Consider the following 14,125-nt stretch of genomic DNA (forward strand, 5'->3'; position numbering starts at 1 on the left):
GCGCTGTTCTGAAGGGCAGCGTAATCCCTGTGGGAGCGGGCTTGCCCGCGAAGGGCTGCAAAGCAGCCCCAACTACGCCGATTAAAAGAATAAGGATCTACCCATGCGTGCCCTCGCCGCTTTGAGCCGCTTCGTCGGCAACACCTTCGCCATCTGGGTGCTGCTGTTCGCCTGCCTGGCCTTCCTTCAGCCGCAATGGTTCATCGCCCTGAAAGTGGCCATCGTGCCGCTGCTCGGCCTGGTGATGTTCGGCATGGGCCTTACCCTCAAACTCGACGACTTCGCCGCCCTCGCCCGCCAACCCTGGCGCGTGGCACTGGGGGTAGTGGCGCACTTCGTGATCATGCCGGGCATGGCTTGGTTGTTGTGCCAGCTGTTTCACCTGCCGCCGGAGATCGCCGTCGGCGTGATCCTGGTCGGCTGCTGCCCGAGCGGCACGGCGTCCAACGTGATGGTGTGGTTGTCCAAGGGCGACCTGGCGCTGGCCGTGGCGATTGCCGCAGTGACCACGCTGTTGGCGCCACTGCTCACCCCCACGCTGATCTGGTTCCTGGCCTCGGCCTGGTTGCCGGTGTCCTTCATGGACATGTTCTGGTCGATCCTGCAGCTGGTGATGCTGCCGATCGTGCTCGGTGTCGTGGCGCAGAAACTGCTGGGCGAGCGGGTGCAACTGGCGGTGCAGGTGCTGCCGCTGGTGTCGGTGGTGAGTATCGTGATGATCGTCTGTGCGGTGGTCGCGGCGAGTCAGGCGAAGATCGCCGAGTCAGGCCTGCTGATCATGGCGGTGGTAGTGCTGCACAACAGCTTTGGTTATCTGCTGGGCTATCTGACCGGCAAGCTGTGCAAACTGCCGCTGGCCCAGCGTAAGTCGCTGGCGCTGGAGGTGGGCATGCAGAACTCGGGGCTGGGCGCGGCGTTGGCGGCGGCGCATTTCTCGCCATTGGCGGCGGTGCCCAGTGCGCTGTTCAGCGTTTGGCACAATATCTCTGGGGCGTTGCTGTCGACCTGGTTCCGGCGCATGCAAGAGCCTGTAACAGTAGAAGCCGAGGCTAGACCCGCCAACCCTTGATGACGTTAGTGGCCTCACCGCGGGCCCGCTCCCTCGGGCCCGCGATGAAGGCGCTATGGACATCCCCCCTGCAATTGGGCAATATACTGCGCACTGTGAGGACGACCTCACGACGCACCGCGTGACCAATCAGGGGACGGCCCCATCATTCAAACGATGGAGACACACTCATGTCCTGGATCATTCTGTTCTTCGCCGGCCTGTTCGAAGTAGGCTGGGCGGTAGGCCTGAAATACACCGACGGCTTCACCCGGCCACTGCCAACCGTGCTCACGGTCGGCGCCATGGTGATCAGCCTTGGCTTGTTGGGCCTGGCCATGAAAGAACTGCCACTGGGTACCGCCTATGCCATCTGGACCGGAGTTGGTGCAGTCGGTACGGTGATTGCCGGGATCATCCTGTTCGGTGAATCCATGGCCCTGGTCCGCCTGCTCAGCGTTGCCCTGATCATCACCGGCCTGGTCGGCCTGAAGGTCAGCGCCAGCTGACCTCCCCCCTACTATCTGTTAACGCAGATCGCCGCGCAGAGCACTGACCTGCTCGCGTAGCGCTTCCGGCTGCGCCGCCTCCACCGGGATGGCGGCGCCCGCCACCAGGGTCACCCGCGACCACAGTCGCTTGAACAAGCCCTTGCCCGGATCGCGACTGAAGAAGCTGCCCCACAAGCCCTGCAACGCCAGGGGGATCACCGGCACTGGGGTCTCCTGCAAAATCCGATTGACCCCACCTTTGAACACATCGATCTCGCCATCGGCGGTCAGCTTGCCCTCGGGGAAGATGCACACCACCTCGCCCGCCGCCAGGTACTGGGCGATCCGCGCGAAGGCCCGCTCGTACGTCGCTTCATCTTCACCACGCCCGGCAATCGGAATCGCCCCAGCGGTGCGGAAGACGAAGTTGAGCACCGGCAAGTTGTAGATCTTGTAGTACATGACGAAGCGCACCGGCCGCCGGATCGCGCCGCCGATCAGCAGCGCATCGACGAACGACACGTGGTTGCACACCAGCAGCGCCGCGCCTTCATCGGGAATGCGCTGCAGATCACGGTGCTCGACGCGGTACATCGAGTGGCTGAGCAGCCAGATCAAGAAGCGCATGGTGAACTCAGGCACGATGCGGAAGATGTAGGTGTTGACCGCGATATTGAGCAGCGATACCACCAGGAACAGCTGCGGGATGCTCAGCTTGGCCAGGCTCAACAAGACGATGGTAAGGATCGCCGAGACCACCATGAACAGCGCATTGAGAATGTTGTTGGCAGCGATCACCCGCGCCCGCTCGCCCTCGGCAGTGCGCGCCTGGATCAGTGCATACAGCGGCACGATATAGAAACCGCCGAACACCCCCAGGCCAACGATAGAGACCAGGATCCACCAGGCCTGGTGCATCCCCAGCAGGGCCAGCCAGTCGTGCGCGACGGCGCCGCTCGGCACGTCGCCCGAATGCCACCACCAGAGCAAGCCGAACAGGGTCAGGCCGAACGAGCCGAACGGCACCAGGCCGATTTCCACCTTGCGCCCGCTGAGCCGTTCACAGAGCAGCGAACCCACGGCGATGCCGACCGAGAACAGGGTCAGCACCAAGGTCACCACGGTTTCATCGCCGTGCAGCCAGTCTTTGGCATAGGCCGGAATCTGCGTCAGGTAGATGGCGCCGACGAACCAGAACCAGGAGTTGCCGACGATCGAACGCGACACCGCCGGCGTCTGCCCCAGGCCCAGGCGCAAGGTGATCCAGGACTGCTTGAAGATGTTCCAGTCCAGTTTCATCTCTGGCGCCGCCGCTGCCGCGCGCGGGATCCAGCGACTGGCCAGGTAGCCCAGCACCGCGGTGCCGACGATGCCGCCAGCCACCACCGTGGCGTAGTTGCTCGACGACATCATCACCCCGGCGCCGATGGTCCCGGCCAGGATCGCCAGGAAGGTGCCCATTTCCACCAGGCCATTGCCACCGACCAGCTCTTCTTCGCGCAGGGCCTGCGGCAGGATCGAATACTTCACCGGACCAAACAGCGCCGAATGGGTACCCATGGCGAACAGCGCCAGCAGCATCAGCACCAGGTGATTGCTGACAAAACCGACCGCGCCGATGGCCATGATGACGATCTCCGCCAGCTTGATCATGCGGATCAGCGCGTCCTTGGCGAACTTCTCGCCAAACTGCCCGGCCAGCGCCGAGAACAGGAAGAACGGCAAAATGAACAGCAACGCGCACAAGTTGACCAGGATCGAGCGATCGCCTTCCAGGCTCAGCTTGTACAGGATCGCCAGGATCAGCGACTGCTTGAACAGGTTGTCATTGAAGGCGCCCAGCGACTGGGTGATGAAGAACGGCAGAAAGCGCCGCTTGCCGAGCAAGGTGAATTGCGAGGGGTGACTCATCAATCGTATCCCTGAATAGAGCCGCGGAGGGCTTATGCCTTATTAGAATGCGTGCATAGGGTTGAAAGCCACATCCAGCTTGTCAACTGCGATTTTTACCAGTGGCAGCTCAGCCGCGCATTGTCCAAGCTGGGGCTGATCTCTAGCGGATGCTGGATACCCACGGATGGAAGGTTTATTGGCAACGATTTATGCCGCGTTCGCAAGGTACCTGGCTTGGGGCCTTGCCCTATGTTTAGCGCTGGCAAGCTCTCCACCCAGCGAAGCGGCGACAGCTCTTGCCAACGCCAAATCGACCTTCATCGAAAGCCTGTTGGCGCGCATGACTGTCGAAGAGAAGGCCGGTCAATTGCTCATGCGTTTCGCCGAAGCCGAACCACCCCCTCAAATCGTCCTCGATGCAGTGGCGGCAGGCAACGTGGGTAGCGTGTTCGCGCACCCCGCTGCAACGCCCGCGCAGCTGCGAACCCTCCAACAGCATGCGGTAAAGCACAGCCGCCTCGGTATCCCGCTGTTCTTCGCCGGTGACGTGGTGCATGGGCGCAGAACGATCTTCCCCATCGGTCTGGGCCTTGCCTCCAGCTGGGACCTTGACGCAATCAGCGTCAGTGCCCGGGTAGCCGCGCGCGAAGCCACTGGCGATGGTTTGGATATGACCTTCGCGCCAATGGTCGACATCAGTCGTGATCCGCGCTGGGGCAGGATCTCCGAGGGCTTTGGCGAAGACACTTACCTAGTCTCGCGCATCGCCGCCACGGTGGTCCGCGGTTTTCAGGGTGAGCTGGGAGCCAGAGACAGCCTCATGGCCTGCGTCAAACATTTCGCCGCTTATGGCGCAGTGGAGGGCGGGCGGGACTACAACTCGACCGACGTCAGCCCGCTACGCCTCTATCAGGACTACCTGCCTCCTTACCTGGCTGCCATTAATGCAGGGGCAGGCGCCATCATGACTGCTCTGACCAGTCTCAACGGCGTTCCAGCCACAGCTAATGGCTGGCTGCTGCGCAGCGTACTGCGTCAGCAATGGCAATTCTCCGGACTGGTCATCAGTGATCATAGTGCGATCGAGGAACTGATCGTCCATGGCGTTGCCCAGGACGGTGCACAGGCCGCGCAGCGGGCTCTCGTCGCCGGAACCGACGTCAGCATGAACGATCGCTACTATCTGCAAACGCTGCCAGGGCTGATCGAGCAGGGCCAGATTGAGGTTGAACTGCTGGATGATGCCGTGCGCCGGGTCCTGGCAGTCAAATACGATATGGGGCTGTTCGAATCGCCTTTTCGCAGGTTGAGCGGCAGCCACGGCGCTGCTTTCTCCAACGCAGGCCTTGCTCTTTATAGAGCCGAGGCCAGGCACGTCGCCCGACGGACCTTGGTGCTGCTGAAGAATGAACGCGCCACACTGCCTCTCAAGCGCCAAGGTACCATCGCGCTGATCGGCCCGCTGGCCGACAACTCACGGGATATCCTCGGCAGTTGGCCGGCCAACGGCCAGCCCAGCCAGGCAGTCAGTCTCTACCAGGGTCTGCGCACGGCATTGGGTGATCATGCACAGCTGCTGTATGCCTTGGGGGCGAACATTCATGACAACCCACCCGCCTTCGACCTGTTGGCCGACAACCAGGTAGTGCTCGACCCGCGACCGCCATCGGCCCTGCTGGCAGAAGCGCTGGCAATTGCCAGGCAGGCTGACGTGGTGATCGCCGCACTCGGCGAGCCGCGGGGGATGTCGCATGAAGGCGCCAGCAAAACCACCCTCGACCTGCCCCAGCAGCAGCGGGAACTGCTGCGCGCCTTGAAAATGACCGGCAAGCCGTTGGTGCTGGTATTGATGAACGGCCGCCCGCTGTCCATCGTCGAGGAAAGCCAGTGGGCCGATGCGGTGCTGGAAACCTGGTTCAGTGGCAGCGAGGGCGGCAACGCCATCGCCGATGTCCTGCTGGGCGACTACAACCCCTCCGGCAAGTTGCCGATCAGCTTTCCGCGCACGGTCGGTCAGTTGCCTGTGCATTACAATACCCTCAATACCGGTCGGCCGTTCATCAAGGAGCGACCGAGCAAATACAAGTCGCGCTACTTCGACCTGGACCCCACTCCGCTGTACCCGTTCGGCTATGGTTTGAGCTACACCACCTTCAGTTTGTCCAGCCTACGCCTCTCCACGCACCAGCTGCCCCCAGGTCAGTCACTGCAAGCGAGTATCACCGTCAAGAACCAGGGCTCGCGCAGCGGCGAGACAGTGGTGCAACTGTATCTACGCGACCGGGTAGCCTCAGTCAGCCGGCCGATCAAGGAGCTCAAGGGTTTCAGGAAGGTATTGCTCGCCCCAGGTGAATCGCGCCGGATCACCTTCACTGTCGACCAGACCGCGCTGGGCTTCTACAACCAGGACCTGCAATGGATCATCGAGCCTGGCAAGTTCGACGTGATGATCGGCCTGGACTCGCAGCACCTCGAGCATGCCCGTTTCGAGCTACTGGAAGCCTCACGCTAGCATTGCCCTGCACCTGCGCCGTCAGGTTTGCAGTTGCCCGACAGCTTCGGGCTTGATATTCGTAGCGCGCAACGCTGGCAGCTAAATGGAGGCTGAGGCAAACTGCGCGCACTGGACGCCCGCCCCGTCGCAAGTAGCGAGCGCTATTCAAGGATGACAGAAGGGATCGATGGGTAATCGCACGCACAACGCTCAATTGAAGGGCGTGATTGAACTAGCCACCCAGACTGGGCAAAGCGCCAGAAACAAACAAGATCTTCTGCATGCAGTGCAGGCGATCCGCGACTTCAAAGGCCCATTACGCTTCGACAATACCCTGCCCTGGTGCCTGACGCTGCTGCTTGCCGGCCTCACCCTGGTTGTCGTTGGCCTTTGCTACCAGTACCCCATGCAGGCAACCACGTGGGCCGCCAAGGTCACCCCGGACAAAGCCCACCTGCTATTGCTGGCCGTGGTAGCAGGGTTGCTGACCCTGACCCTGCTCAGCCTGCGCGCGATCTTCAAGCGGGCCAACCTGCTGTCAGGTCTGTCCACTGACCTGGCCAGACGCTCAAGCCTGTTCAGCGCCGGACTGAGCCCTATCGACAGCCCACCTGGGTTGATCCTTGAGCAACTGGGCGAGCACTTCGAAGATTATCAACGCGGCAACCACAGCCGCGATATCACCCGTGCGCTGCGCGGGCGCTATCAAGGCCCGCTGCACAGTTTCGAGTACGCCTACTACCAGCTGCATTACGTGGTCAGACGCCTAGAGCAGGAAGAGGTGTCGGACGGCAAAGGCGGCACCCGCCAGCAAACCCGCGTGGTCTACGACCATCATGATCGCTTCAGCCTGGTGCTGGACTTCCCCTGGATCGAGGGCATTGCCGTGCGCTCGGGCGGGCCGAGCGCCATCGACTTCGAGCACAAGCACCAAACCTCTTCGACCGACTTCAACCGCGCCTTTACCTTGACTGGTGCCAGCGCCATGGCTTGCGCGCGCTTCGCCAAGCCGGTGACGGTTGTGCATCTGCTTGGCCTGAAGCCGAGGTTCAGCCAATTGAACCTTGAGTTCTCGCTGAACCAGGGCGGCTTGTGCATCAGCTTCGACAACAGCGACCTGCTTGGCTTCCAGCTGCCGTGCGACCTGCATTCGCCCAGCGAATTCCACGCGTTGATCGACGCTGGAGTGCCACTGCCCGCGCTTACCCAACTGCTCGAAGCGATCCACACGCTTGCCGAGCAGCATGACGACAACTTCAACCTGCCTCGCCAGGCAACCCCTCATATGGAGAACTGACAATGGATATCCCGGTCATCATCGGGCTGATCACCGCCGTCATCGTGTCGTTGACGGTGATCGGCCTGTACAACTCGATCATCGGTGGGCACAACCGCGCGCAACGCGCCTGGGCCGATGTGCTGACCTATGAACGGCAGAAAACCAAGGTGCTCGATGCCCTGCAGGAGCAAGTCACCCAGTATCAAGAGTACGAGCAGAGCCTGCTTGGCGAGATCACCCGTCTGCGCAGCGCCATTGCCGAGTTGCCGGCTGCGGCCGATGGCAACTCGCTGGCCAAGACCGAACAGGCGACCCAGGCGCTGTTGAGCGGGCTGCGGGTCGCCTTCGAAGCCTACCCGGACCTCAAGGCGTCCGAGGTGCTGAACAATCTGATGCGCGAAATTACCGAACAGCAGGAAAACGTCGGTGCAGCCATCGTCATCTTCAATGGCGAGGTCGAACGCTTCAACAACACCCTCCAGATGTTTCCAGGCTCGCTGGTCAATGGCGCGCTGAACAAGAAGTCCCCGATCACGCCGTTTACCGATGCCCAGGCCGCGCAGGGCTTCTCGTACCGGCCGAACCTGTAGGCAATGCAGCCGTCGCCGAGGGCGGCGTTGACTGAGACCTATACTGGGCTTCCTGCGATACTTCGACGACAAGGACGTGGTAATGCTCGCCTCACTCAAGCGCTATCCCCCTGCGGTCAACCTGCTCCTGCTGACCACGTTCGTCCTGACCTTGGCCCGCGCGATCACCCTGCCCTACCTGGTGGTCTACCTGGCGGACAACTTCCAGCTCGCAGTCAGCCAGATCGGCCTGCTGATCGGCGGCGCGTTGATGCTGGCGTCGCTGCTGAGTCTGTACGGCGGGCACCTGGTCGACACCCTGCGCAACCACACCTTGGTAATCAGCGCCACGCTGCTGTTCGCGCTGGCCTTCGGCGTGGCCATCGCCAGCCGCTCGGCGTTGCTGTTCTTTGTCTGCCTGGTGCTGATCAACCTGGCCCTGGCGGTGGTCGACATTGCCGCCAAAACGGGCTTCTGCGCGCTGCTGCCGGTCGAGGAGCGCGCCGAGGTGTTCGCCATCAAGTACACCTTGAGCAATATCGGCTACGCCATCGGCCCACTGCTAGGCGTGGCGCTGATCGAGCTGGACGATCAGCTGCCGTTTCTGGTCTCGGCAGCGATCGGCCTGGGCATGTGCCTTTGCTATGCGCGCTTGGGCGATCGGCAGTTGCGCGCGAGCAGTCCGGGACAAACAGGCGCCGGCTTTGGCCAGGTGGCCCTGCGCCTGGCGCGGGATCGACGACTGGTCTGCTTTACCCTGGGCGGGGTGCTCAGCGCAGTGGTGTTCGGCCAGTTCACCGCGTACCTGTCGCAGTACCTGGTGGTCACCGCCAGCCCCGCCGAAGCGGCGCGGCTGGTGGGGTACCTGGTGACGACCAACGCCGTTACCGTGATTGCGCTTCAGTACCTGATCGGCCGGCGTATCAGCCGCCAACGCCTGATGCCCTGGCTGCTGGCCGGGATGGGGCTGTTCATCGCCGGGCTGCTGGGCTTCTCCCTGGCTGATTCGGCGCTGGCCTGGTGCCTGGCGATGCTGGTGTTCACCCTGGGCGAGATCATCGTCATTCCGGCCGAATACATGTTCATCGACCTGATTGCGCCGGAGCATCTGCGCGGGGTCTATTATGGCGCGCAGAACCTGTCCAACCTCGGCGCGGCGCTGGGGCCGGTGATCGTAGGGTTTGCCTTGGGGCAGTGGGTGCCGGTGGCGGCCTTCTACCTGCTGGTGTTGTCGGTGATACTGGCGGCAGTGTTTTATTACCTGGGCACACAAAAGCACTAGAAATCGGTTCAGCGGCCTGCGACGTCCTGCCACTGCGACCATGGTCGGCGCTGACGAAGCCCGAACGGCGTGCCAGACTGGTTGATCGGGACCGCGTTGGTTTTTTTGCTCCGGAGTCTTCATGTCGTTATCCAGCGGGCTGATCGCCGTGGTCGCCCTGGCCTACATGGCCATCATGTTCGCCATCGCCTTTTATGGCGATCGCCGCAGCACGCCGTTGCCGCCGCGCCTGCGTGCCTGGGTATACAGCCTGTCGCTGGCCGTCTATTGCACCAGCTGGACCTTCTTTGGTGCCGTCGGCCAGGCCGCCGAACAGCTGTGGGCGTTCTTGCCAATCTATCTGGGCCCGGTACTGTTGCTGATCTTCGCGCCGCAAGTGGTGCAGAAGATGGTGCTGATCAGCAAACAGCAGAACATCACCTCGATCGCCGACTTCATCGCCGCGCGCTATGGCAAATCGCAGAGCCTGGCAGTGGTGGTGGCGCTGATCTGCCTGGTTGGGGTACTGCCTTACATCGCCTTGCAACTCAAAGGCATCGTGCTCGGGGTCAACCTGCTGATTGGCGCCAACGCCGACGCCACCGGCACCCGCGTACAGGACACCGCCTTGGTGGTGTCGCTGGTGCTGGCGCTGTTCTCGATCGTGTTTGGTACGCGCAGCCTGGACGTCACCGAGCACCATCGCGGCATGGTCCTGGCGATTGCCTTCGAGGCGCTGGTCAAACTGCTGGCGTTCCTGGCCGTGGGCGTGTTCGTGGTATTCAACCTGTACGACGGTTTCGACGACCTGTTCACCCAGGCGCGCCAGTCGGCGCACCTGGAGAGCTACTGGCAGGAGACCATCAACTGGCCGTCGATGGTGGTTCAGACCGGCGTGGCGATGATGGCGATCATCTGCCTGCCACGCCAATTCCATGTGACCGTGGTGGAAAACATCGAAGCCCAGGACATGCGCATGGCGCGCTGGGTGTTCCCGATGTACCTGGTGCTGGCGGCGCTGTTCGTGGTGCCCATTGCCCTGGCGGGGCAGATGCTGCTGCCGGGCACGGTGATCTCCGACTCGTTCGTCATCAGCCTGCCGCTGGCTGAAGCCCATCCGAGCCTGGCGCTGCTGGCGTTCATCGGCGGCGCTTCGGCCGCCACCGGCATGGTCATCGTCGAGGCGGTGGCGCTGTCGACCATGGTCTCCAACGACATGCTGCTGCCCTGGCTGCTGCGGCGCAAGAATGCCGAACGGCCGTTCGAGGCGTTCCGCCACTGGATGCTCTCGGTACGCCGGGTGACTATCGTGGTCATCCTGCTGCTGGCCTATGTCAGCTACCGCCTGCTCGGCTCTACCGCAAGCCTGGCGACCATCGGCCAGATCGCCTTCGCCGCCGTCACCCAACTGACCCCAGCGATGCTCGGCGCGCTGTACTGGAAGCAGGCCAACCGCCGCGGGGTGTTCGCAGGATTGGCCGCCGGTATCTTCCTGTGGTTCTACACCCTGGTGCTGCCGATTACCGCGCATAGCCTGGGTTGGTCGCTGGAACTGTTCCCAGGTTTGGCCTGGCTGCATGGCAACCCTCTGAACCTGCCGATTACCCCATTGACCCAAGGCGTGGTGCTATCGCTGGCGGGTAACTTCACCCTGTTCGCGTGGGTTTCGATCCTGTCGCGCACACGGGTGTCGGAACACTGGCAGGCCGGCCGCTTCATCGGCCAGCAGACCAGCGCCCGGCCCAACAGCCGCTCGCTGCTGGCGGTGCAGATCGATGACCTGCTCAAGCTCGCGGCGCGCTTCGTCGGCGAGGAGCGGGCGCGGCAGAGCTTCATCCGCTTCGCCTACCGCCAGGGCAAGGGTTTCAACCCTAACCAGAATGCCGACGGCGACTGGATCGAACACACCGAACGCTTGCTCGCCGGGGTGCTCGGCACCTCCTCGACCCGGGCAGTGGTCAAGGCCGCCATCGAAGGCCGCGACATGCAGCTCGAAGACGTGGTGCGCATCGCCGACGAGGCCAGCGAGGTGCTGCAGTTCAACCGCGCCCTGCTGCAAGGGGCGATCGAGAACATCAACCAGGGCATCAGCGTAGTCGACCAGAACCTGCACCTGGTGGCCTGGAACCGCCGCTACCTGGAGCTGTTCAACTACCCGGACGGTTTGATCAGCGTGGGCCGGCCGATTGCCGACATCATCCGCTACAACGCCGAGCGCGGCCTGTGCGGCCCGGGCGAGGCCCAGGTGCACGTGGCGCGGCGCCTGCACTGGATGCGCCAGGGCCGGGCGCACACCTCCGAGCGACTGTTCCCCAATGGCCGGGTTATCGAGCTGATCGGCAACCCGATGCCGGGCGGTGGCTTCGTCATGAGCTTCACCGACATCACCCCGTTCCGCGAGGCTGAGCAGGCGCTCAAGGAGGCCAACGAGGGCCTGGAGCAGCGGGTCGCCGAGCGCACCCACGAGCTGTCTCAGTTGAACCAAGCGCTGACCGAGGCCAAGAGCCGCGCCGAGGCGGTCAGCCAATCCAAGACCCGCTTCCTGGCGGCGGTCAGCCATGACCTGATGCAACCGCTCAATGCCGCCCGGTTGTTCTCCGCGGCGTTGTCGCAGCAGGCCGAAGGCATGTCGGACGAGGCCCAGCAACTGGTCCAGCACATGGACAGCTCGCTGCGTTCGGCTGAAGAGCTGATCAGCGACCTGCTGGACATCTCGCGCCTGGAAAACGGCAAGGTCACCCCAGACATCAAGCCCTTCGCCCTCAGCGACCTGTTCGACACGCTGGGCGCCGAGTTCAAGGTGCTGGCGGCGGAAAAAGGCCTGGAGTTCCGCCTGCGCGGCAGTCGCCTGCGGGTCAACAGCGACATCAAGCTGCTGCGCCGGGTGCTGCAGAACTTCCTCACCAACGCCCTGCGCTATGGCAAGAGCCCGATCCTATTCGGCGTACGCCGCCAGGGCGAGCGCCTGTGGCTAGAGGTGTGGGATCGCGGGCCGGGCATTACCGACGACAAGCTGCAGGTGATCTTCCAGGAGTTCAAGCGCCTGGACAGCCACCAGACCCGCGCCGAGAAGGGGCTGGGCCTGGGCCTGGCGATCGCCGATGGCCTGTGCCGCGTGCTGGGGCATACGCTTGAGGTGCGCTCATGGCCAGGCAAGGGCAGCGTGTTCCGCGTCAGCGTGCCTATCGCCAGCGCCGCAACAGCCGCGCCTAGTGCCCCTGCCGAGCAGCAGCCCGGGCAACCGCTGGCTGGCCTGCACGTGCTGTGCGTCGACAACGAGGCGAGCATCTTGATCGGCATGAACAGCCTGCTCAGCCGTTGGGGCTGCCAGGTCTGGACCGCTCGCAACCGCGAGGAATGTGAAGCGTTGCTGGCCCAAGGCATGCGCCCACACCTGGCATTGGTCGACTATCACCTGGACGATGGCGACACCGGTACCGAGCTGATGGCCTGGCTACGGACCCGCCTGGGTGAGCCGGTGCCAGGGGTAGTGATCAGCGCCGATGGGCGCAACGAGACCATCGCCATGGTCCATGCCGCCGGCCTCGACTACCTGGCCAAGCCAGTCAAGCCCGCAGCGTTACGCGCCTTGCTCAATCGGCATCTGAGCCTGGTTCAGTAAGCGCTTGGTCGCTCAAGGCGCGCTCGAGCAGCTCGGCCGGCAGACTCTTGCTGGCGCGAGCGCCGAGCAGCTTGAGCTGCTCGCTGCGGCTGATCAGGTTGCCGCGCCCTTCACAGAGTTTGTTGCGCGCCGCCGCATAGGCTTTGTCGACTTGTTGCAGGCGCGCGCCGAGCTCGTCCAAGTCCTGGATGAACAGCACGAACTTGTCGTATAGCCAGCCGGCGCGCTCGGCGATCTCGCGGGCGTTCTGGCCCTGGCGCTCTTGCTTCCAGAGGCTGTCGATGACCCGCAGGGTCGCCAGCAGGGTGGTGGGGCTGACGATGACGATCTGCCGGTCGAAGGCTTCCTGGAACAGGTTGGGTTCGGCCTGCAGAGCGGCCGAGAAGGCCGCTTCGATGGGCACGAAGAGCAGCACGAAGTCCAGGCTGTGCAACCCCTCCAGGCGGCTGTAGTCCTTGCTGGACAGGCCTTTGACGTGGCTGCGCAGCGATTGCACATGCTGCTTGAGCGCCGCTTCGTCGTTGTTACTGACGAACTGCTGGTAGGCGGTGAGGCTGACCTTGGCGTCGACCACCACCTGCTTGTCGCCGGGCAGCATGATCAGCACATCGGGCTGATAACGCTCGCCATCGGCGCTTTTCAGGCTGACCTGGGTTTGATATTCGCGGCCCTTTTCCAGGCCGGCGTGCTCGAGCACTCGCTCCAGGATCAGCTCGCCCCAGTTGCCCTGGGTTTTCTGCCCCTTGAGGGCCTGGGTCAGGTTGGTCGCCTCATCGGACAGGCGCAGGTTGAGCTGCTGCAGACGCTCGAGCTCTTTGCTCAGGGAGAACCGCTCGCGGGCCTCTTGCTGGTAGCTCTCTTCCACGCGTTTTTCAAACGCCTGGATGCGTTCCTTGAGCGGATCGAGCAGTTGGCCCAGGTGCTGTTGGCTGGTCTGGGCGAAGCGCTGTTCGCGCTCATCGAAGATCTTGCTGGCCATCTCGGCGAACTGCGCACGCAGGGTGTCACGGGCTTGCTGCAAGTCTTCCAGACGCTGCTGGTGGCTTTCCTGCTGCTCGCGCAGTTCAGCCTCCAGACGCGCTGCCTGGGCCTCCAGCCGGCGTAATTCGGCTTCACGGCTGGTGCGTTCGAGCTGCCAGGCATGGGCGGCGTCGCGGGCGTTGTCGCGGTCGATCTGGAGCAGTTCCAGCTCACGGCCAAGGGCGGCGAGGTTGGCTTGCTTGACGCCGTTGGCTTCGCTGAGGTCGCTGATTTCGTCGCGGCTGGCGTCGAGTTGGGCCTGCAGGCCTTCGTGGGCGAGCATGGCCGCGCTGAGGCGCTCTTCGAGCAGCGCCAGCGCGTTCTGCCGGGCTGACTGGCGACGCTGGCTCTGCAGGATCCAGGTCAGGCAGGGAACTGCCGCCGCCACGATGCCCAGCAGAATGCTGGCCAGATCTACTGCCATAGCTACCCCAATTAGTTCGATTTC

The 14,125-nt window shown here is 63.3% G+C and carries 9 protein-coding genes; 7 read left to right on the top strand and 2 right to left on the bottom strand.

The genetic code is table 11. The features are described from left to right. The first annotated feature begins 103 nt into the window (after positions 1-103). Positions 104-1,069: a bile acid:sodium symporter family protein gene (locus HU737_RS15865; protein WP_186554687.1), complete on the top strand. Its 966-nt coding sequence runs from the start codon at positions 104-106 to the stop codon at positions 1,067-1,069. Between the two features lie 170 nt (positions 1,070-1,239). Further along, entirely contained in the window at positions 1,240-1,557 is a 318-nt protein-coding gene (sugE, locus tag HU737_RS15870; RefSeq protein WP_186554686.1) for a quaternary ammonium compound efflux SMR transporter SugE, read from the top strand. An 18-nt stretch (positions 1,558-1,575) separates the two neighbouring features. Here sugE and HU737_RS15875 read toward each other — a convergent pair whose 3' ends face one another. After that, positions 1,576-3,450, bottom strand: a complete 1,875-nt coding sequence (locus HU737_RS15875) for an MFS transporter (RefSeq protein ID WP_186554685.1) — start codon at positions 3,448-3,450, stop codon at positions 1,576-1,578. A 166-nt stretch (positions 3,451-3,616) separates the two neighbouring features. Here HU737_RS15875 and bglX point away from each other — a divergent pair, with 166 nt between their 5' ends. The 5 genes from bglX (at position 3,617) to HU737_RS15900 (ending at position 12,657) form a co-directional block, all read left to right on the top strand. Continuing rightward, positions 3,617-5,944, top strand: coding sequence for a beta-glucosidase BglX (gene bglX, locus HU737_RS15880; protein ID WP_186554684.1), 2,328 nt, complete (start codon positions 3,617-3,619; stop codon positions 5,942-5,944). A 169-nt stretch (positions 5,945-6,113) separates the two neighbouring features. Then, positions 6,114-7,223, top strand: a complete 1,110-nt coding sequence (locus tag HU737_RS15885; protein WP_186554683.1) for a hypothetical protein — start codon at positions 6,114-6,116, stop codon at positions 7,221-7,223. Between the two features lie 2 nt (positions 7,224-7,225). Next, on the top strand, positions 7,226-7,795 hold the full coding sequence (locus HU737_RS15890) for a LemA family protein (RefSeq protein ID WP_186554682.1): 570 nt from the start codon (positions 7,226-7,228) through the stop codon (positions 7,793-7,795). Between the two features lie 82 nt (positions 7,796-7,877). Then, entirely contained in the window at positions 7,878-9,056 is a 1,179-nt protein-coding gene (locus tag HU737_RS15895; RefSeq protein WP_186554681.1) for an MFS transporter, read from the top strand. 121 nt (positions 9,057-9,177) lie between these two features. Next, complete coding sequence (locus HU737_RS15900) at positions 9,178-12,657, top strand: hybrid sensor histidine kinase/response regulator (protein WP_186554680.1); 3,480 nt, start codon at positions 9,178-9,180, stop codon at positions 12,655-12,657. On the opposite strand, the gene HU737_RS15905 is transcribed toward HU737_RS15900, so the two are convergent. Then, positions 12,629-13,987, bottom strand: a complete 1,359-nt coding sequence (locus HU737_RS15905) for a DNA recombination protein RmuC (RefSeq protein ID WP_186554815.1) — start codon at positions 13,985-13,987, stop codon at positions 12,629-12,631. The two genes, HU737_RS15900 and HU737_RS15905, sit on opposite strands and share 29 nt — an antisense overlap. Positions 13,988-14,125 lie beyond the last annotated feature (138 nt).

It is taken from the genome of Pseudomonas urmiensis, from assembly GCF_014268815.2.
Classification (GTDB): Bacteria; Pseudomonadota; Gammaproteobacteria; order Pseudomonadales; family Pseudomonadaceae; genus Aquipseudomonas; species Aquipseudomonas urmiensis.